Raw genomic sequence first — 19539 nt, 5'->3', positions numbered from 1 at the left:
CAGATGTGAAAACCAAAGATCCTTTATATTTGGTGTAATGGTGGAATATACAGAAAACTTTGGCAAGCTATAAAAATAGATATTCAAATGACAAATCTCTTGATTTTATAATACCACTAATGGTATTGTTATTTCTTGGAGCAGTATACATTATGTCTTTAAGAGCTTCAGAAGGATATGTTAGTTTTATTTTGATAGGCGTTACAGCTGCCATTATGATTTATTGGGTGAGAGTATTAAAGAAGATGACAAAGGATACACAGCCACAATATACTACGAAAGAAAGTGATACAAAGAATTGGGTATATGACTTGATAAAAGGAGATCAAGAATTAGTATTTGTAGCAGAAGTACCAGGACCAGAAGATCAAGTTACAGTCAGATTGATTGATAGCATTTTATACATAAGGGGATCAAGTAAATTTTCTAAAGAAGTTCCTATAGAAGCCACTCCAGATATGGGAATTCATGATTTCAAGTACAGAAATGGAGTTCTAACATTAAGAATTAAAAAATTAGAGGCTCTTTGATAACTCTAATTTTTCTGGTAGATATTTATCAGTAATATTTGTCAGTCCGTATTTCGAAAAGGCTTCAAGCTCAGCTTTTCGTTTTAATTTTAAGAATACTTCTAGTTGCGTCTTCCAGTTTCCCTCTTGGTAACGAGGATCCTTTTGTAAATCATATATTCTCTTAATATCGGATTCAGTCATAGGTATTGTTGGAAGTTTATATTTTTCAATATCTGTAGCCCACACGCCAAGCCACTTTGCATCAGGAACTGTTAGTTCTCTTAAATGGGCAGCGTTTGCAGATCCAGATTTTATGACCATAGCAATGTGTTCACCATATACATCGCCGTCTGCTAAGATAACAACTGGTAATCCCAGTTCTGTGTTAAGTCTTTTCAGAAGAGCTCTGGTGGAACGTGGTGCTTGACCTGCAGTATCAACTATTATTGCTTTGAATTTTTTGTGAACTTTTTCTTCAACAAATCTTGTGAAAAGACCACCTTTCTCTATCGCAATCACAAGTTCAGCACTTGTATCTATCAATTCTGCACTACTAAGGCTTGGTCCTATCAGATATCCATCAGGATGATCAGAGAGATTAACTTTCCTTCCTTCATATCCAGGTACAGTATATTCTATTGTAAGATCCCCAAAAACACTGCTTCGTTCTTCAGGAAAAATATGAAAGTCTTCTCGAGGAAATGAAAGTAAGGCCTCAAGATCAACTATTATATTATCAGATTCTGGTTGATCTTCAAAATCAATTTCAAAAGCTTGTGATGAATAATAAATATCTCTCAAGGTTGAGGATTTTCCTTCTTTTACTAGTCTGTTTACAAAAAATGAAAGCCATGAAAGTTGTGTATATGAACGAAGTTGTGACATATTTCTTGCGCTTCGAACAGCACTAGAATTACCAAGAATGTATTGTCTTAATTTCTTATCATATACTATATTGCTAACAGATCTGCTCGGAATTGAAAATTGTGGAAATTTACCATTCTCCAAATCATTATAAATTGTAAGACCTTGATTTTTTAGGGTTGAAAGTAATTTTTCTTTTCTTGCTTCCGCAGTTTTAGCTGTTTTAGATTTGTTGTTCTTCAAGTTCACTTCCCTTCTTTATTAGTTGTTTATAATTTGGTTCTTTTTTGTTTGCAGAAAGCTCCGTTGCAAATTGTGCAATAAGTGGGATGTATTTTGAATATAGGTTGGCTCTTTTTTTTGCCATGTCTGCCATTCCTTGCCTTGACATATGTACTGCCAATTTTCTTGCCAAATACTGTAATGCATTTTTAAGTTCGCGTTCTATTTCAGGTCTGTCTGCAACATTTTCCTTTCCCACCGTTTTATATGGAATTCTAGTAGAACATATATGTGAAACAATAACAAGAGGAGGATCTCCCTTAATCTTATAACGACTCCAATCCATTTCATTTACAATCTTAAGAACAACGTCACTTCCTTCATCATAAAGAAGTGGAATACGGTTGGCAAAGCGATACACCTTAAGTCCCGCCGCAGGAATATCTCCACCATATGCAACTCCCATCTCAACTACAAATGGAAATCCAGAGTAAGCAGAAGCACTTCTCTGAATAACAGATGCAAATTCCGGATTAAAAAATTTCATTATTCCTTTTGATAATGGCTCTTCTCCAAGCGGTGCAAGACAACTTGGATCCGGAGATAAAAATTCTTCAAATTTTTGAAGTGCGTCAGCAAGTTTAACAAGTTCATCATTGGTCATACTGCCAATTCTTTTTTCAGACTTAAATTTGGCAAATTCACAAAATTTATCTGCCGTGGTTGGTCCAACTCGTTGGAATCTTTTTGTTAAAAAGGTATGTAAAGTATCTCCCTGTACAGTATTTGCTAGTTGTTTGTAATATGGACTCTCTGAATCTAATTCAACTAGATGTGATTTAGATTCACCAAAATTCCAATATGTGAGTTTTTTATTTGCAACATCAAGATCGTCTATACGAATTTTGCTCAATCCATCAAAATCTAAATTGAGAAATGACATCATTGCAACAACTGTTCTTACAGGTCTAGAAAGACCTGACCATTTTTTTTGTGCTCGCTCCATAATACCTTTTGAATTAAGATTTTTTTTCTGCAATCCAAGTTCACTTCGAACTTTTGTAATCATATTATTATCAACAATAGGTATTTGATAATGAGTGTCTACTATCATTCTTCTAATTGTCTCTACATCAATGCCATGTGGATGTGGTTTTATGATGGTAGGCGGGGGCGGCATTTCTTTTACAATTCTAGGAAAATGAGATTTTTCTCCGGAAGGATCTTCAAATGTTATAGAAGCATATGGTGTGATCAGGGATGTTTGCGACACATAATCTCTAATCTTAGTTCCTGCCTTTGAATAGTCTCCCTCTAGAATAATGCTAACTGAAAGCCCAGTTTTTGAAGCTTCTTTCGTGTTATGTTTTTGTATAACTGGTTTATTTTTTTGTATATCAAGTAACATTACAAATTCATCTTGTGTTTTTCCATCGGCGCAACTTTTTACAATAACTGGCTTGTTTGTTGTAATCTGACCATACAGTATAGCCATTGTTGCTCCAAGTCCAAACATACCTCTGGCTTGTTTTAATCCGAATTTTGAGCCATAAAGAACAGTTCCAAATGCGAGCGGTACATGTTTTGGTTCTATACCAGGACCATTGTCTTTTACTGAAAGTATGTATGGTTTTGGATCAGGTTGTTCAGGATCTACTGCTTTAATTGATAGATGAATATCTGGTAAAATTTTCTTTTGATCACATGCATCTAATGCATTTTCAACAAATTCTCTAACTGATGTATATAGTGATCTTGTAGGATTACTAAAACCTGCAAGATCTCTATTCCTATAAAAAAACTCACTTGGTGAGATCTGGCTAAAGGTTTCCTTAGTCAAAGACATTTCCGTTCTCCCATAGCTGTAATCTTTCTAGTTTTTCTCTGCGTCTTGCTTCCTGTAAGTCATTGTAAACTTTTCCATGTGTACTTCCATTTGAAAGTGTGGTAATGGCATCTACTGCTGTTCTTAGGTGATTTCCTTCTCCAATTATTGCCACTGTACGTCCATAAACTGAGATACTAGCACCGCTAAGTTGTTCCATATTTTGTCTAACTCTACCACCCTCTCCAATTATTCTTGCTTTTATCCTTTCAATCTGAGAAGAAGATTTACCTCCAAATTCTCTTAAGTCAATAACATGTAATGCATTTTCACCCTGTAAAAGTCGCATTGCTTTTTCAGGAGAAAATCCACGACCTATTGCCATAACAACTTCTTCAGCTTTGAAAGGAAGCATATCTTCAATTTTTCCTGTTCCTCTAATAGTTACTTCGCCTGTTTTGCTATCTATATCAATTGTAACTGAACATATTTTTTCTATTTTTAATTTTACTTTTCCTGACTTACCAATTAATGCACCAATTCTATCAAGTGGAATAAGAATAATTTTTTCAAAACTCAATTCATTATCCTCGCAAGTATATCGGATGGATTCTCTACTGTCAAACCTCTTTTAACAAAGAAATTAGTTATATTTTTAATATCTCTTTCAAGGAATTCTTTTGCATTTTGATGTCTTATATCAACTGAGGAACCAAAATCAAGTACAATCAAACCTTTCTCAGTTTTAAAGACATTATATTCAGAGAAGTCAGCATGCACTAGTTTAGCCTTGGTATAAAGATCTGAAATAATTGAAATTGATTGCTTATAGTCATCATAAGTGACTTCAGTTTCTACCAAAGTAGATGCAGGCACTCCTCCTTTTCCTACGAATTCTAAAGCTAATACATTTTTTATCAGGCTAACAGGTTTGACTGCTGGAATACCAGCCTTGACGCATTGATTCAAATTTCGAAATTCCTTTTTGGCCCAAAGTTCCACCATATTTCTGGTTCCTTTTTTAATACTTGAGAATCTCGGATCCCCTATAAGATATGGGAGTCTTTTTTTAAAATTAGTAGCAGTTACAAGATATATCTTCAGGGCAATATCTTTTCCAGAAGGATCCACTGCCCAATACACCTTGGATTCTTTACCAGAACCAATTGTTCCGTTAACATATGATATAATTCCAGAATTTATCATCTTTGATAAGATCATTATTGTGGTTTTGTCTAGAACATCATCTACAACTTTATTTCTATCAAATACACCTTTGTGTGATTTACTTCTCCTTTCATTTGCAAGAACTTTAAGATCAATCCGTTCTGCTAGTTTCTTCTCAAGTTCGTCTGACAACATCATGAATTGAATTTACTGTGTAAAATTAGTTACGGATATGTTAGAAATCTTTTGGCAAATGACCGTTATTTTTCAACCAGTCAACTTGGGACAGAGTATACCTCCAAGTAATATCACCTTTCTCATCTGATTTGAAATCCCATGGAGCAATTGTAACAACATCATTATCACGTATCCAGATTTTTCTTTTTAGTTTTCCACGAATTCTACCCATTCGTGTTTTGTCATCTGTACATTTAACCAAAACATGATCACTACCTAAAAGTTTGATAACTCTACCAAGAAGTTCATATTCTTCTGGTAATTTCATTTCTTTAAGCTCACTTTCGTTTAGAACTTTACGTTTTCCCACTATGATCAAAAAATGTTCCTCTCGAACGTATATAATTGTGGTGTTTTGTCAAAATTTAAAAACTAAAAGAAATGGAACGTCCTCAATTTCTTTTACGCCTTTTGAAGATCCTATTCCAATTTTGGTAGATAAAGAAATGGTTTCTTTTCCTACCATGTTTATTATTGAACATGTTTTCAAAAGTTCTTCTGCTTCCTCCTTCCCAACAATTCGTTCTGCAAAATAACTTCTGCTAATGTTTAATGTTAAATCTGATTTTGTGAGAGTTCTTCCAACTAGATCTGCATCACAAATATTCAGCATCCTTTTTTGTTGATAAATAACTGTTCGTACTGCAAACGCCATTACGCGTATGGACCCTTAAGTGAGGATTTTGCACCACATGCTTCACAAACTAGGAAAGTGAGCCTGTTTGATTTTTCTACTCTAGTATCAGGACTTTTGCAGGTCGGACATTCCAAATATTCTTTTACGTATCTTGTCAAAAGCATAGTAAAATCATGGGGGTCTTTTTTTCCTACAAATACTGCTTTATCACCAGCCACTTGAACTGGTGATGCAAACTCTTTTGAAAGATATTGGAGAACTTTTTCAGGATCCCTTCTTAGAAGTTTTGGAAAGTCAGCAAAGTTTCTGAAAAATGTTCTGTTACCTTGCCACATTATGTCAACTGCTGGGAGTTCAAACCTAGAACCAGTATCTTTTTTATTTTCAGAAATCTTATCCTGAATTTTTTTTAATAGTTTTTCATATTCGCCTTTTGCCAATAACAGAACTCACTGACGGCTACCTATATTGATTTAGTTTAAAAAAGAAGAAAATGGTCCCTAAGGCTTTCCTATTCGAAAAACGTTAGTGCCACATTTTGGGCATGTGCCCTTTACTGCAGGTCGACCGTTTTTTAGCTTAACTTCCTTTGGACCAGCTATCTCGACTTTCTTCCTGCATTTTACGCAGTATGCTGTAGTCATTTCACATGTTTACGAATGAAGTTGTATTTAGGAAGACGATGTAAAAATTATTTCACTATACGCTAGAGGCTCATGAATTTTTACAATTTGTTTATTAGTTGAGATATATAGAAATTCTATAAAATTGTAGAATTTTTTGTTATTTCTAATGAGTAAATGATCCAACTTTCATAAATTAGCAAATTTGTGCCTAATGAGATGTAAAATTACGTTAGAGTCAGTTATGCTTTTAACCGCCATCGCATGACGGATGGGGTGGCAACAAAAAAAGGCATAATTCTTACTGCAATAATACTTGGCATAATCACTGCTGCCAGTTTTTCATTATGGTTAATTCCCCAACCCCCTAACTCTGGTCCTCTCATTTCTGACTATCGTAATGAATTAGAAAGCATCAAAGAGAGACACGATATTATAATAAATGAGACTAATAACGAGTTGAGTAACATGCTTGGTGGTTCACTTTCTCCTGATGATTTTATAACAAGAGCCCAAACATCATCCTCACAAGTAGATTCTCTCTTATCTGAGATAATAGAAAGTAGAGCGCCTCAGGAATGGCGTGAAAGTTATCTCAATTATGGTGAAGCCCTAAAAAAGTACAATGATTATCTAACAGAGACCATAGTCATCGCAAACAAGGTCAAAAGCAACGTCTCAATTAATGATCTTCAAAACGAACTACAAAAGTTGGACTCTGTGAAAAAGGAATCTGAATCGTACGCAATAAAGGCTAATGAGACAAAACCATGAGACGTGTGATTTTTTGAGTCAAATTTTTTGATAACAATGGTTTGATGATGTATAAATTAGATTAATTAATAGGAAATACAATTTTTGTATATATCATGTCAACAAAAGAGACTAATCTGCAAAAAAATACTATTGAGGGTAGGACCAACAGATTATTAGTAATTTGTGTTGATAGAGATGATGATATTGGTAAAGCAGGGGTTATCACACCAATTGTTGGTAGAAATGCATGTATTGATGCTGCGCAGAGACTTGCGTTAGAAGATCCTGAAGATGCTGATTCTAATTCAATTTTTGCAGCAGTAAAAACCTATGAAGATCTAGTAAGCAAAGGATATCAAGCAGAAGTAATTCTTGTTTCAGGTACAGAAAACAGAGGAGTAGAAGCTGATGAGAAAATAGTTTTACAAGTAAAATCAGTTATGGAAAAATATACTGCAAATGGGGCAGTCATTGTTTCTGATGGCGAAGATGATGAAAGTGTCATTCCGATAATTCAAAATGTATTACCCATTGTTTCAGTTCGAAGAGTGGTCATGCGGGCTAGCAGAAGTGTAGAATATTCATATGCAGTTTTTGGAAGATATTTGAAAGCAATTGCTTTTGATTCAAAATATTCAAAATTTTTCCTTGGAGTTCCAGGAATTTTGCTTTTGATTGGAGGGATCGCCACAGTACTTGGAATGACCAGAGAGATTTTTGCAGTTTTAGTAAGCATTCTTGGCGGAGCATTTCTAATCAGGGCTTTTGATGTTGATCGAGCTTGGTCACATTGGGTAAAACCTACACCTGCAGGATTTATCAGAACATTTACAATGGTAACTGGGATACTTTTGATTCTAGTTTCAATACCCTCAGGATTAGGAGCTATTAATCCAGATCTAATTACGGCAAAACCAGACATATTGAAACTGGCCACAGATAAAGTGGTGATTGGTACTTTTGTTTCTGGAATGTTACCATTTTTGTGGATGGGTGTAGGATCTATGTTTGGGGGATCATTGTTAAGCAGTTGGTTCAAAGGAAGCATAAGATCAATAACGGACATACTTAGAATTGTTGTTTTGATAACACTTTATCCTATTGTGTTACAGTTCACAACAATTATGACACATAATGAAAGTCCATTCACTCTACTTCCGCCACTATTACTTGGACTAGCAGTAATACTGATATCTGCCTCACTGCTCTTCCGTAGATATAGAAGGAAGAAAGGCGGTGAAGTATTATCGGAATAAAAGAAAAGGCGCTTCATTTCGCTGGGTTTTATAAAGTCTATTCAAACAAGCTTGAAAAGGAAATCAGGAATGGGGTAATTCCAAACCATATTGCAATAATATTGGATGGCAATAGGAGATGGGCAAAAAGAAATCTAGTTCTAAAGATTGACGGTCATTTCAGCGGAGCTGATGCTGTTGAAAAATTATTAGACTGGTGCGAAGAACTTGACATAAAGATAATAACACTTTATGTTTTGTCCGAAGAGAATTTGGCTCGTGATGATGCTGAATTACAGTATCTTTATAGTTTGATAAAAGCTAGACTCGAAAAATTGTATAACGATCCGCGAATACACAAAAATCGTATGAGGATAAAAGCTATTGGTCGCGTTGAGATATTGCCAGAATTTCTAAAAGAAGTTTTGAATAGATTAGATGATACTACAAAGGATTACGATGATCATTATCTTAACATAGCTATAGCTTATGGTGGTCAGAATGAATTAGTAGATGCTGTGAAAAAGATTGCAGTCAAAATCAAAGAAGGTTCACTTGATGTAGATGCAATAGACAAAGACGTTATCGAGTCCTGTCTTTATACATCACATCTTCCACAATCATCACCAGATATGATATTGAGAACTTCTGGAGAAAAAAGACTCAGTGGGTTTTTAGTATGGCAAAGTGCTTACAGTGAACTTGTTTTTATGGATGTATACTGGCCGGAATTTAGAAAGATAGATCTTATGAGAGCAATTAGAACATTCCAAAGAAGAGCACGAAGATTAGGAAAATAGTAGAAAAGAATACGTAGCTGAACTAATTGTCCTAAGTAATGATTGAGGAAAGATCAGCAGGGACAGTTTTATTTAGAGAAACTCCCTCTGGCAAGATGTATCTTCTTCTAAACTATCCTTCTGGTCATTGGGATTTTGTCAAGGGAAATATCGAAGAAGGTGAAACTCTAAAGGAGACAGTGATAAGAGAAATCAGAGAAGAAACAGGCATAACTGACGTGAGTTTTGTCGATGGTTTTGAGGATAAAGTAGAATATCATTATCAACGTGATAGGGAATTGGTTCACAAAGAAGTTGTTTTCTTTCTTGCTAAAACAAATACTGCAGATGTTAAGATTTCTCATGAGCATCAAGGATTTATCTGGCTTGGATATAATGATGCATTAAAGAAACTAACCTATAAGAACGCACAAAATGTAATGAAAAAACTAAGAAATTAGATGCTAAGACTTAGTTCTTGAAGTTTTTTTGCTTCCAAAATAGGATCTTTTGCATTCAAAATTGTTCGTCCAACAATTAGATAATTTGAACCACACCGAATTGCATTGATTGGATCCCCACCTTGCGTACCAACTCCGGGGGAGTAAATTTCACATCGTCCTTTTGATCTTTTGGAGCATGACTTTATTATTTGTGGAACTGTTGCACCAACTACAATGCCGTCTGCTTTCATAGAACAAGACCATTCCAAAAATAATTCATTAATTTTTAATGTCTTTTTGTTCTGTAGTACGGTAAGACCATATCCTAATTTTGCACCTGGATGACTCATATGAACAAGTGTTATAATCCCATGATCATCTTTATGTGCAGATTCAATAAGACTTTGCAGATTTTCGGAGCCCATTATTGGATTTACGATCACCGCATCAAATCCTGCTTGCCACAATTTCTCAGTTGTGATTTTATTTGTATTTCCAATATCATTTAATTTTATATCTGCAATAGTTTGTAAGCCCGCATCATGAGCAACATGATTTATTTTTGTAAGACTTTTTATTCCAAGTGGTAATATTAGATGAAAATTAAATTTAATTGCACATAGAAATTTATTTAGTGTTTTTATATTTTTTATTGTATTACTTTCTAGTTTTTGAATAGATAGGTTTTCCAAATCGTTTGCTAATATGATTCTGCTTTTACCAGATGCAGATTCTTTTATTCTTGTTCTATAACCAGTCATAGTTTAACTAGTGGATGTTTATCTTTTAGTTTTATTACTTTAAGGTAGGAATAACCATGTTCTGTTATAGCACTTACAAAAGTAGGTTCCAATCCATCCTTACTTGAATATTTCAAAAAGGGTTTCATCGGTTCACTATCTAATTTAACATGACAGAAATAGGACACTTCGTCTGATTCATTAAAATTCATAAAGACGCCTATCATCCAATTTGTTCCATTTTGAAAAGCAAAAAGCGGGAATGGAGCTTCTTCAAATCCATAGCTTAGTTTTATCAGACTTGTAATGTCTTCAAGCTCAAGCGGCTCATAAGTTACTTCTAATTCTTTATTTGTTTCTGGTTTTAGAGACGGAGGCAATGATTTTATTCTGACAATTGGTGAATAAAGATACGTAGGATTTGTGATGGTATTAACAATCTCAGAATCTTCTTTTCCTCCCTTAAATCCATATGAAAGATAATGACCAATCTTATCTATTGGAGTAAAATAGATTATTGGTTTTTCTTTAAGAAGATCCATTTGGACAGAAATAACATGTTGACCATCAAGATCAAATGAAAAAGATGTACGCGGGACTCTTTCAAAAGCGCATACTAGTCTTGAAAATTCGATTATATCAGCAACTTGAATGTAATGTGGTAGTTTTATCACAGATTTCTTGAAAAAAATACCCCATTAAAAGGTAGTTAGTTACTATTCTAATCTCTATGATTCTCGTCGATCAATTATATCATTTACGTCTGGGCCAGTACCAATAAGAGTGACTGGTACCTTAAGTTGATCTTCAATTGATTTGATGAAATATTTTGCTGGTGAGCTAAGATCCAAAAAAGACTGCATGTGTACACATTCGGGGAAAATTACGTCAAGCTTGGTTATGGCAATTTGAGTTGCGCTGTTAAGCATAATTGCCCTTTTTGCAAGTTCAAAATCAAATTCAGCTGCTCTTCGTTGTCTGCCAGTTACAGTTCCAATTTCTTGCCATCCTTTTGTAGTTGTTTGTTCTGGAGAAAGTTCATTCTTTAAAGGACCTGTACCAACTCTGGTCACATAAGCCTTGAAAACCACCATTACATCAGTTACGTTCTTTGGTCCTAGTCCAATATCAGAGCATATTCCTGATGCAGTAACATCCTTAGATGTAACATACGGATATGTTCCATGCCATAATGAGAGAAATGTCCCTTGTGTTCCTTCAACAAGAACATTCTCATTTTGTTGTAAAGCATAGTTAATGGCATTAGGTACATCTTCAAGATAAAGTGCTAGAGAATCGATGTCTTTAGCTAACTTTAGCGTTCTCATTGCTCTATCTGCATTAGCAGGTCCCGTACCTGAACCGGTACTACCAATTGATTCTTTCAACCTACCTTGAGAATCAGCTACTTTATGGGACTCTTCAATAATTCCACATTGAAAATCTACAAATGATCTATCCGATACCCCAAATTCTTCTATTTCTTTTAAAAGAATTTCTGGACTTACCACTACTCCAGGTCCAATAAGAAGCCTAGTATTTTTATTCAAAAATGCACTTGGTAACATTCTTACTTTGTATTTTTTATTGTCATATTCAATTGTGTGACCAGCATTTGGACCTGCACCACCCCTTACAGCAATCACCGGATTATCTTTCATTGCAAGATAAGAAATTATCTTACCTTTCCCTTCATCTCCATAAAATCCACCCACAATAACTGTTGAAGGCATACAAGGAAAACATAGCTGGACATATTTAAGCCAAATTATACCAATACAATTTTAACAAAGTGAGTCAGTGCAATTTTGTTGTCAGAACCAAACTATGCTGGAAATATCATAATTTCATTAGCAAATCTTCCAGAGTTTCTTCGAAAACCTATTTTGAAAAAAAGATTGATCGAGTTTTTTTCAATGTCATCATCAGATAAAATGGAGATAATAAATAATGCTCTCCAAGCTGGACCTACAATCCCATTTGATAAATTTTCAAAACTGTTTAAGACTTGGCTTGAAATTTTAAGTACTTTATCAGAAGAGCAAAGAACTGTCATGTTTACTACATACATCAACGAAATTACAGAAAATCCACAAAAAATCATTTTATTTAATCTAGATGGAATTTTGGAAGTGTATCTATCCTTGAATCAAGGTGAAAAGGACATAATTTCTAAATCAGTTAAAAAAATAACTGATGTTTTGAATGATAATAAAAAAAAGCGACTACTTCTCACGATACCAGATAGAGCAAAAATGGAGATTGGAATTTAAGTTGGTTTTTCTGGATTTCGTTTGTTTTCATCGGCAAAGTTTACAATGTCGCCTTCAGGTGTTAAAACACCAACAAAGACTTTTTCATATTTTTTGAGAACCTTTCTGTGATCTGGCATTGACATGTCAAGCTTCATTTCATTCATAACCATAACTCTGTATTGTTTCCATTCAGCCCAGCATTCAGTACAGCATGGATAATTTGCAGCCATAAGATCAAGTTCTACTTCTGCTGGAATTTCTTTTTTACATTTGGTACATATTTTTACCATAATGTGACAACAAATTGTCGCAATTTATTCTTTTAATAAAGAGATATTAGCGTAATTAACATAGATATAATGTGAAGATAAAATGCCCAAAATGCAATGATATAGCAGAGATGGGAGATGATTTTTCATTTGTCAAATGTTCGCATTGTTCACTTGATATGACATATGGTGAATATGTAAAATATCTTACATACAAAGATGCCAGATATTCTGATGTTCTAGGAGATTATGCTTCGGCTACAGAAGGTACCACATCTGGAACTCTTGACGATTGGTAGAAAAAATTTACCTGTAAGACTTAATTAATTTTGAATGATACTGCGATTAGTTGGAATTTGTACTTGAAATAATTCTTAATTTAGTAGGTTTTGGAGTAGGTCTGCTCATAGGAATTTTTGCACATATTGGTTTTAAAAATACTGGAAGCCCAACACTTTTCCGTTTAACAATTGCTTTTTTGTCAATAAGCATAGGATTTGGTGTTGTAGGATTGGGATACATTGGCGATTCTTTTTTCGTTCATTCGGGAAAAATAGAACCAGGAATCCAAACTTTAGGAATTGGAATTCAGACAGTGGGATATTTTTTTATCGCATTTTCTCATGGCATCAAGTCATTTTTCCCCAAATCAAGATATTTGAAATCAATTGTTGTACCATTTTTTATCATTCCAGGTAATTCAATTGAGCATATTATAAGGTCAATTTCTTTTATCCTACTGGTATATGGGACAATAGAGACAATAATGTCATATATGGAAAACAGGAAGACTAGTACGATTTTCGTTGCTTCTGGTCTAGGGCTACTTGCATTAGGAGAATTTCTTGGGTGGTATTCTGTAGTGTTTCCAAAATCAGTCCTTTATGTGATATCAATCTCAACTAAGATAGTAGGATTGGGAGCACTGTTTGTACCCATTTCCAAAGTTCCATTAAGAGGTATGAAATTTGGCGGCAATATATAGAACACACATGAGTATAATTGGTGATATACTTACTACTACAAGAGATGAGGTACCAGATGAGACGGGTGCCAGTGTTACCTATCTCATACGAAAAGCTAACATCTCTTATGGAAGAATATCAAAAATTTTAGAAACATTAGTGCAACAAGGCCTTTTAGAACAAACAAGCTCTGATAGAGCATGCAAGTATAAGATTAGTTCAAGAGGAAGAGAATTTTTGCAGGCATATCGCGGATTCAGAGAATTTGCAGAAACATTTGGTTTAAGAATTTAGCTTTTATCTTCTTCTGCATCTTCTTCGTTTTCTATATCATCATCAAAATCATCCTCAAAATCATTATCTAATTCGTCGGACATCGTCAGTAGACAAAAGCAAATTACTATTAAGGATTTAGGTTGGCATCTATTTTTGGTTTTGAAACATAAAATGTAGATGGTTGAAGTTCCTCGGAATGGTGTTTCAACAATAATCTTTAGACGGAAGCTCCTACCCAACCATTACATGAAACGCAGATGTCCATACCGTCTTCATTGACATATGTTTCGCCTCCAGGTGGACATTGACATTGTTGAATTTCTTCATCCATAGATACGGTACGTCAACCAATCTTATATTGTTTAATAACAAGACATAATTTACTTCATCTCCTTTTGAAAAAATCGTGATTGTCGCTTGCGATCCAGATGGGATCAAATTAGCTGCCATTACAGTAAAGAAAGGCGGTTTAGTTGTGTTTCCTACAGATACAGTTTATGGTATAGGATGCGATCCACGAAATCCAAAAGCTGTTGATGCGATCTACAGTATAAAGAAAAGGTCACAATCCAAAAATTTGCCTGTCCTTGGATATTCAAAAGAAGAGATATCAAAAATTGCCATATTTGATAAATTATCTAATAAAATTGCAGACAGGTTCTGGCCAGGACCGGTAACCCTAGTTTTAAAATTAAAAGATAAAGAAATTAGTGAGTCTATGAAGTTAGATGACAAAATTGCTGTACGAGTTCCTAATCATACTTGTATACTATCACTTTTGAAGGAATGTAGAATCATGGTTGGGACTAGTGCAAATCATTCTGGAAATCCATCATTTTCTAATTCAAAGGAAGTACTAGAGAATTTTTCAGGATTCGATGTTTTCTTAGATGGCGGAAGAATATTAAATTCTAGTGAATCCACAATTGTAGAAATAGTTGAAGGTAATTTGAAAATATTAAGACCTGGAAAAATAACCAAAACGGAGCTAACAGCATTACTTTGAATCTAATTGTAACATCCAGTCGCCATCTTGAGGATGAAGCTGCTCAAGAAATAACCACGATTCTAGAAAGTTTTGGAGACAATAACAGTAAGATAAGCATAACAAATCTTTCTGGTATTGTGGTTTGTATTACTACACTTGAACCATTTTTAGTAATTAAAAAAATTCAAGAAAAGATTCTGGAAGAACCATGGAGTATGAGATATTGTCATAGGATTATACCTATTCAGGAAACAGTAATTACTGAAAAACAAAACATAGTGAATTCTGTCCTCAATCATGCAAAAATAATGAGAGTTGAGGATACCTATAGAATAACAGTTGAGAAGAGACATTCTGCTATTTCAACAAAGGAAATAATTGATGCAATTGCAGATAAAATTGATAACAAAGTATCACTTGAAAAATTTGATTGGATAATACTAGTAGAGATTATTGGAAACAAGACAGGTATTTCAATATTAAAAGAAAATGATGTTTTGAGTACTCAAAAATTAAAACGCAGTTTATCTGAATAGTACAGCTGATTTTTCTGCAAGCAAATCCTCAAGTGGGGTATGAGACACAACTGATTGTAGTTGTTTTGCAGATATTCTGAATTCTTTTTTTAGAAAATTAGAGTTATTTTTTGAAAAAACAGTAGATGTTAAGAGATGTTCCAATGAGAAATATAGTTTATCAAGAGATAATTTTTTTCCAATTGCTATCAAAATAAAATTTTCTCGTCTTTTCATGCCAACTTTTTGAATTGCCTCATTAATTTGTCTCGTACAGGCAAATCGCATTAAAATATCTGTTTCAAGTTTGTTTGAAAGCATACTATCAGTTTTTTGAGCTACAAGAGAAATTGTAATTACTTTTTTTGCATGTTCCAAGTTCAGAACATAAGTAGAACAAATACCTTGAATTATCAAATCTGTGTGCTTTTGACGTAAATCTTCAAGAAATTTTATTGGATCATCAAAATCATTTTTTATTCCTATCAATTCTATTCTAGTTTTGAATATGTTGAACCATATTCTTTTCACATTTCCGCCATGAATTACAGGAATTATACTAATTACATCTCCGTCTTTGAGAATAGTTGCCAAGCCTTCCAAGGTAGAAGAATCTATACCATTGATTGCAATTAATATATTTTTTATATCTAATTGTTCCAAGTTTTTTGGAATCCTTTCCTGAAGGAGTTCTATTAATTCAGATACTGATATCGAGTCATTATCAATTTCTAATTTATCTGTAGAAAAGGATTTTTTTGCTCCTCCTAGAAGTTTTATCGCTATCATTAATCAAATGTAGATTCTTACCTATATTGAATTTCTGATTCAGGATGACAAGAGCAAATTCAGATATAAAATTAATTTAATATTTCTTCTTCTAGTCCTTCTGGCTCAACAGATTCTGTTGCTTCTATTCTTTGAGCTTCTTTCTCATTTTGTTCTTCAATCTCACGCTTAATGTATGTCGTAATGTATCCTGCAATCTCATTTTTGAGGCCTTTAGATCTAACAATAGCAACTTGATCGAGGATTTTTTTATTTTGTGCAAAATCAGTTCCAAATTTCTCTTTATAGATAGCTAGTACCTCTGTTGAAATTCGTTTGATTCTGTTCACGTCTTCGATTGGCAGCAGGGGTTTTTTATACCTATACACCAAGATAGTGCTTACAATTTTGCTCTAATTGGTTGGAAATATCATCATATGTTGTGTGTAAGACTTTTGCAGCACAAAATACAACACTTGGAAGAAAAGATATCTGTCCTACTTTAAATCCAAAGCATCGTGAAAATTTCACAGGGCCGTCTGTTTCTACAAGAATTCTTTCTGCGCTAGTTTCTGAAAGTAAAACTTGTTTATCTTTTGCATACAGCATAGCAGGTCCATATGAAACAAAATACTCACGTTCCATTACTGTTTTTAGTTGTTTTTTACTACCTGCAAACCAATGCAATAAGATGCCAGAAATCGAATAAGATGGTAATATGGACAATATTTCTTCCAATGTTGCCCTAGAGTGAATGGAGATTGGTTTTTTCAGTTTTTCAGCTAATGATAGCATTTTATGGAAAACCAATTCTTGATTTTTGAATCCAATTTCATCGGAAACATATGTTTTGTCAAGTCCTATTTCACCTATTCCAGAAATATATTTTGAATTTTCTTCTATTAGATTGACAACCTGCTCTAAATCATTTGAAGATGCCTTCTCAGGATGGATACCGATAAATGGCAATATCAGATTGCTTTTCTTACTAACTTCAAGTGTTTTTTTTGAACTTTGAAGATCCATGGATACACAGCAAGCTCGTATTCTCAATCTATCCATACAATTAACAATAAATGGCATATCTTTTGAAAATTCATCATCGGAAAGATGAATGTGGGCATCAGTAAGCCAACTCATGCAAAACCTTTGTTTTTGTCCTTAAAATAGTAACACATGAAATATACATAAAAAGGTGACATCAAGTTAGTCTGTAGAAATCGATTCCTACGTAGGTTTTTTTCCACTTGAAGTCTTTTATGAAAGTTAAGAAAAATCATCACATGACATCATCTGAATTTGGTCTTTCTGTAATGTATCGCATTTTAAAAAAATCTGGAGCAGAACGAGTTAGTGATGAGTCAGCAGATGAATTAAGAAGAATTCTAGAAGAAATTGGAGTTGCGATAGCAAAAAGTGCTGTTGACATGTCAGTACATGCAGGAAGAAAGACTGTAAAGGCTGAAGACGTCAGGCTTGCTGCAAAACAGTTTGCAAAATTCTGATCTAAAAGATTTAATTGTTCATTGAAATCTTTTTTGAGTACGGTGAGGTGGCAGAGCGGCTATGCGTTCGCCTGCAAAGCGAATCTATAGGGGTTCGAATCCCTTCCTCACCTTTTATTATATCATAATAACCAACTTCTCTAAATACACCAATTTCTAATCATGCTAGTTTGACGGAAAGATCTAACGGTTTATTAGAATTCATCCCTGGGGCTCGTCCTGTTTTACAACAAATTACAAATGGACAGCCTCTAGAAGGTTTTGCACAAAATATTCGAGATAGTATAAAAGAATATTCAGAAGATGCGCAAAGTGAAGTAGAAAAAGGACATAACTTTCTTCATTGGGTGCTCACTAGGGTTTTTGAAGCAACTGAGGATGACGCAACTGATGCTATAGTAGATGGCGCAAATGATCTAGGCATAGATGCATATCTTCCAGTTGACTTTTCTGATGATAAAATCTATCTTTTTCAATCCAAGTATGGCACTTCGCATTCCATGGAAGCAATTGCCAAGTTCAAAGAAGATGTTAGGAACTTACAATACAAAGACATTACAAAAATGCGGCCAGAATTAGCTCGCTTGGTAACTCAAATACGAGAAAAAAATCTAAAAGTTGAATGCGTATATGTTACAGATCAAAAAGTAGATTATCAAAATCAAGAGTCACTTGAGATATTTGATATTGAAATAATCGTTCAACGGCTTTGGGATAGAATAAAAAAACCGGCTGCAGGTAAAAAAGCTTCGATAAAACTTGAAAGTAAACTGAAATATCAAAACACTTTACTTGGAATTTTAAAACTAAGAGAATTAACAAACTTTGTTACAAAAAACCGCGATTATGTTTTTGAATCTAATATTAGACAATGGATGCAATTCAAAACAACGGTGAATAAAGGTCTGAGAGAGACCCTTCAGGAATCACCTAACAAATTTTTCTATTATAACAATGGAATCACCATTGTGGTAAGTGACTTTGAAGAATTGGAGGAAAATGCCATACTTTTACATGCACCACAAATAGTAAACGGTGCTCAGACATCAAATTCGATTTTAGATCATGCAAAACGTACCCATAATCTAGAGGGTAGCATAACGGTAACAATTATCAAAGCTGCTGATGAACAAGATCAAAATAACATTACAAAATATAGAAATTCCCAAAATGCAGTGAGAGGAAAAGATTTGGTTTCCCTTATGGACTTCCACAAATCAATTAAATCACAAATGGAAAACTTTGGATATTTCTATGAGATTCAAGCTGGTTCTTTTGATTCCAAGACAAAATCACAGCAAAGCGAATTTGGTGGAGATCCAACATATAACAAGTATCTTCCTGAAAATCACAAAAAAGTAATTGTTGCAAAAGATGCTATACAGGCATTTGTAGCTGGAATAGAACAACGCCCTACAGAGTCATACAGCTCTCCTGCACAATTTTTGCCACGCGGTAGCAAATATGATGAAGTTTTCAATGAGAGACTCAAAGACGATTTAAGATTACTTTTGTATCCATACATTGTAAAAGAATATGCCAAGAGAATACTAAATTATGGAAAGAAAGGTGGTCATAAGACAAAGAGATATGCAACACTCTTTTTTGTAGCAGTATACTTTAAAATTCTACATGAAAAAATTCTACTCACAAAAGGGGATTTCAAGGAAGATATAGCTAAGCTTGAACCCATTTTCAAGAGTTTGAAACTAAATCAACGAATTTTAAAACTCACAGATATCATCGTAACAAAATTTCTAGAGGATACCGTTGTAGATGATGAGATGACTGCTGCAAATACGTATCATAATTTCTTTTCTCATCACGTATGGCAAGATGCCATGATACGAGTAATTGAGAAGAAAATAAAACAAGAAGAAGACGAGATAGGCAGTATAAAAAAGATAGTACAAGATCTTTTCTAAGTTTTAAAACAAATAGCGGCAGACGGGTGACCG

General features: G+C 34.1%; 28 protein-coding genes and 1 tRNA gene. 14 read left to right on the top strand and 15 right to left on the bottom strand.

Translation table 11 applies throughout. The features are described 5' to 3' along the window. Positions 1-59 precede the first annotated feature (59 nt). Entirely contained in the window at positions 60-530 is a 471-nt protein-coding gene (locus VEU72_08555) for an Hsp20/alpha crystallin family protein (GenBank protein ID HYL67179.1), read from the top strand. Here the strand turns inward: VEU72_08555 and VEU72_08550 are convergent. From VEU72_08550 to VEU72_08515, 8 genes are read right to left on the bottom strand one after another with little or no spacing between them, the layout of a single operon-like run. After that, positions 516-1619 (bottom strand): DNA topoisomerase IV subunit A, encoded by a 1104-nt coding sequence (locus VEU72_08550; protein ID HYL67178.1) that lies wholly within the window; start codon positions 1617-1619, stop codon positions 516-518. The genes VEU72_08555 and VEU72_08550 overlap by 15 nt on opposite strands. Further along, complete coding sequence (locus tag VEU72_08545) at positions 1600-3444, bottom strand: DNA topoisomerase VI subunit B (protein HYL67177.1); 1845 nt, start codon at positions 3442-3444, stop codon at positions 1600-1602. The genes VEU72_08550 and VEU72_08545 overlap by 20 nt, the downstream gene beginning before the upstream one ends. Beyond that, positions 3431-4003: a KH domain-containing protein gene (locus tag VEU72_08540; GenBank protein ID HYL67176.1), complete on the bottom strand. Its 573-nt coding sequence runs from the start codon at positions 4001-4003 to the stop codon at positions 3431-3433. The genes VEU72_08545 and VEU72_08540 overlap by 14 nt, the downstream gene beginning before the upstream one ends. After that, positions 4000-4788, bottom strand: coding sequence for a serine protein kinase RIO (locus VEU72_08535; GenBank protein HYL67175.1), 789 nt, complete (start codon positions 4786-4788; stop codon positions 4000-4002). Before VEU72_08535 ends, VEU72_08540 begins: the two co-directional genes overlap by 4 nt. Positions 4789-4825: 37 nt before the next feature. Next, positions 4826-5137, bottom strand: coding sequence for a translation initiation factor eIF-1A (gene eif1A, locus VEU72_08530; protein ID HYL67174.1), 312 nt, complete (start codon positions 5135-5137; stop codon positions 4826-4828). 48 nt (positions 5138-5185) lie between these two features. Then, on the bottom strand, positions 5186-5482 hold the full coding sequence (locus VEU72_08525) for a DUF424 domain-containing protein (protein ID HYL67173.1): 297 nt from the start codon (positions 5480-5482) through the stop codon (positions 5186-5188). After that, positions 5482-5904: a translation initiation factor IF-2 subunit beta gene (locus tag VEU72_08520; GenBank protein HYL67172.1), complete on the bottom strand. Its 423-nt coding sequence runs from the start codon at positions 5902-5904 to the stop codon at positions 5482-5484. Before VEU72_08520 ends, VEU72_08525 begins: the two co-directional genes overlap by 1 nt. 60 nt (positions 5905-5964) lie before the next feature. Next, on the bottom strand, positions 5965-6108 hold the full coding sequence (locus tag VEU72_08515; protein HYL67171.1) for a DUF5679 domain-containing protein: 144 nt from the start codon (positions 6106-6108) through the stop codon (positions 5965-5967). A 255-nt stretch (positions 6109-6363) separates the two neighbouring features. On the opposite strand from VEU72_08515, the gene VEU72_08510 reads away from it, so the two are divergent. The 4 genes from VEU72_08510 to VEU72_08495 all read left to right on the top strand — a co-directional run bounded on the left by VEU72_08510 (position 6364) and on the right by VEU72_08495 (position 9318). Next, a complete protein-coding gene (locus tag VEU72_08510; GenBank protein ID HYL67170.1) occupies positions 6364-6861 on the top strand; it encodes a hypothetical protein in 498 nt (165 codons plus the stop codon). Positions 6862-6956: 95 nt separating this feature from the next. Further along, positions 6957-8099, top strand: a complete 1143-nt coding sequence (locus VEU72_08505; GenBank protein ID HYL67169.1) for a DUF373 family protein — start codon at positions 6957-6959, stop codon at positions 8097-8099. Beyond that, a complete protein-coding gene (gene uppS, locus VEU72_08500; GenBank protein HYL67168.1) occupies positions 8087-8878 on the top strand; it encodes a polyprenyl diphosphate synthase in 792 nt (263 codons plus the stop codon). The genes VEU72_08505 and uppS overlap by 13 nt, the downstream gene beginning before the upstream one ends. 38 nt (positions 8879-8916) lie before the next feature. After that, the gene (locus VEU72_08495; GenBank protein HYL67167.1) at positions 8917-9318 is read left to right on the top strand and encodes an NUDIX domain-containing protein; all 402 of its coding nucleotides are present in this window, start codon (positions 8917-8919) and stop codon (positions 9316-9318) included. Here the strand turns inward: VEU72_08495 and VEU72_08490 are convergent. Genes VEU72_08490 through VEU72_08480 form a run of 3 tightly spaced genes read right to left on the bottom strand, consistent with a single transcriptional unit; the run spans position 9315 to position 11773 of the window. Further along, entirely contained in the window at positions 9315-10061 is a 747-nt protein-coding gene (locus tag VEU72_08490; GenBank protein ID HYL67166.1) for an orotidine 5'-phosphate decarboxylase / HUMPS family protein, read from the bottom strand. The two genes, VEU72_08495 and VEU72_08490, sit on opposite strands and share 4 nt — an antisense overlap. Then, on the bottom strand, positions 10058-10714 hold the full coding sequence (locus VEU72_08485) for a hypothetical protein (protein ID HYL67165.1): 657 nt from the start codon (positions 10712-10714) through the stop codon (positions 10058-10060). Before VEU72_08485 ends, VEU72_08490 begins: the two co-directional genes overlap by 4 nt. A 54-nt stretch (positions 10715-10768) precedes the next feature. Next, entirely contained in the window at positions 10769-11773 is a 1005-nt protein-coding gene (locus VEU72_08480) for an adenylosuccinate synthetase (protein HYL67164.1), read from the bottom strand. Between the two features lie 78 nt (positions 11774-11851). Here VEU72_08480 and VEU72_08475 point away from each other — a divergent pair, with 78 nt between their 5' ends. Further along, entirely contained in the window at positions 11852-12313 is a 462-nt protein-coding gene (locus VEU72_08475; protein HYL67163.1) for a hypothetical protein, read from the top strand. On the opposite strand, the gene VEU72_08470 is transcribed toward VEU72_08475, so the two are convergent. Continuing rightward, positions 12310-12585: an iron transporter gene (locus VEU72_08470; protein HYL67162.1), complete on the bottom strand. Its 276-nt coding sequence runs from the start codon at positions 12583-12585 to the stop codon at positions 12310-12312. The genes VEU72_08475 and VEU72_08470 overlap by 4 nt on opposite strands. Before the next feature lie 71 nt (positions 12586-12656). Here VEU72_08470 and VEU72_08465 point away from each other — a divergent pair, with 71 nt between their 5' ends. The 5 genes from VEU72_08465 to VEU72_08445 all read left to right on the top strand — a co-directional run bounded on the left by VEU72_08465 (position 12657) and on the right by VEU72_08445 (position 15329). Beyond that, positions 12657-12863: a hypothetical protein gene (locus VEU72_08465; protein HYL67161.1), complete on the top strand. Its 207-nt coding sequence runs from the start codon at positions 12657-12659 to the stop codon at positions 12861-12863. Between the two features lie 50 nt (positions 12864-12913). Beyond that, entirely contained in the window at positions 12914-13549 is a 636-nt protein-coding gene (locus VEU72_08460; GenBank protein HYL67160.1) for a hypothetical protein, read from the top strand. A 7-nt stretch (positions 13550-13556) separates the two neighbouring features. Further along, positions 13557-13823, top strand: a complete 267-nt coding sequence (locus VEU72_08455) for a winged helix-turn-helix domain-containing protein (GenBank protein HYL67159.1) — start codon at positions 13557-13559, stop codon at positions 13821-13823. A gap of 388 nt (positions 13824-14211) precedes the next feature. Continuing rightward, positions 14212-14811, top strand: a complete 600-nt coding sequence (locus tag VEU72_08450; GenBank protein HYL67158.1) for an L-threonylcarbamoyladenylate synthase — start codon at positions 14212-14214, stop codon at positions 14809-14811. Next, complete coding sequence (locus tag VEU72_08445; protein ID HYL67157.1) at positions 14808-15329, top strand: THUMP domain-containing protein; 522 nt, start codon at positions 14808-14810, stop codon at positions 15327-15329. Before VEU72_08450 ends, VEU72_08445 begins: the two co-directional genes overlap by 4 nt. Here the strand turns inward: VEU72_08445 and cgi121 are convergent. The 3 genes from cgi121 to VEU72_08430 all read right to left on the bottom strand — a co-directional run bounded on the left by cgi121 (position 15318) and on the right by VEU72_08430 (position 17216). Next, positions 15318-16097, bottom strand: a complete 780-nt coding sequence (gene cgi121, locus VEU72_08440) for a KEOPS complex subunit Cgi121 (GenBank protein HYL67156.1) — start codon at positions 16095-16097, stop codon at positions 15318-15320. The two genes, VEU72_08445 and cgi121, sit on opposite strands and share 12 nt — an antisense overlap. A gap of 71 nt (positions 16098-16168) precedes the next feature. Beyond that, positions 16169-16426, bottom strand: a complete 258-nt coding sequence (locus tag VEU72_08435) for a hypothetical protein (protein ID HYL67155.1) — start codon at positions 16424-16426, stop codon at positions 16169-16171. Between the two features lie 31 nt (positions 16427-16457). Further along, positions 16458-17216 carry a TatD family hydrolase gene (locus tag VEU72_08430; GenBank protein HYL67154.1) on the bottom strand — a complete coding sequence of 253 codons (759 nt, stop codon included), beginning with the start codon at positions 17214-17216 and terminating at the stop codon, positions 16458-16460. A 143-nt stretch (positions 17217-17359) separates the two neighbouring features. On the opposite strand from VEU72_08430, the gene VEU72_08425 reads away from it, so the two are divergent. The 3 genes from VEU72_08425 (at position 17360) to VEU72_08415 (ending at position 19506) form a co-directional block, all read left to right on the top strand. Further along, positions 17360-17581: a histone gene (locus VEU72_08425; protein HYL67153.1), complete on the top strand. Its 222-nt coding sequence runs from the start codon at positions 17360-17362 to the stop codon at positions 17579-17581. Between the two features lie 41 nt (positions 17582-17622). Continuing rightward, positions 17623-17694, top strand: a tRNA-Cys gene (locus VEU72_08420). Between the two features lie 57 nt (positions 17695-17751). Then, the gene (locus VEU72_08415) at positions 17752-19506 is read left to right on the top strand and encodes an AIPR family protein (protein ID HYL67152.1); all 1755 of its coding nucleotides are present in this window, start codon (positions 17752-17754) and stop codon (positions 19504-19506) included. Positions 19507-19539 lie beyond the last annotated feature (33 nt).

The organism is Nitrosopumilaceae archaeon (assembly GCA_035631875.1).
Taxonomy (GTDB): Archaea; Thermoproteota; Nitrososphaeria; order Nitrososphaerales; family Nitrosopumilaceae; genus TA-20.
The sequence above is the reverse complement of the archived record's forward strand: the minus strand, read 5'-3'. Positions and strand labels throughout refer to the sequence as shown.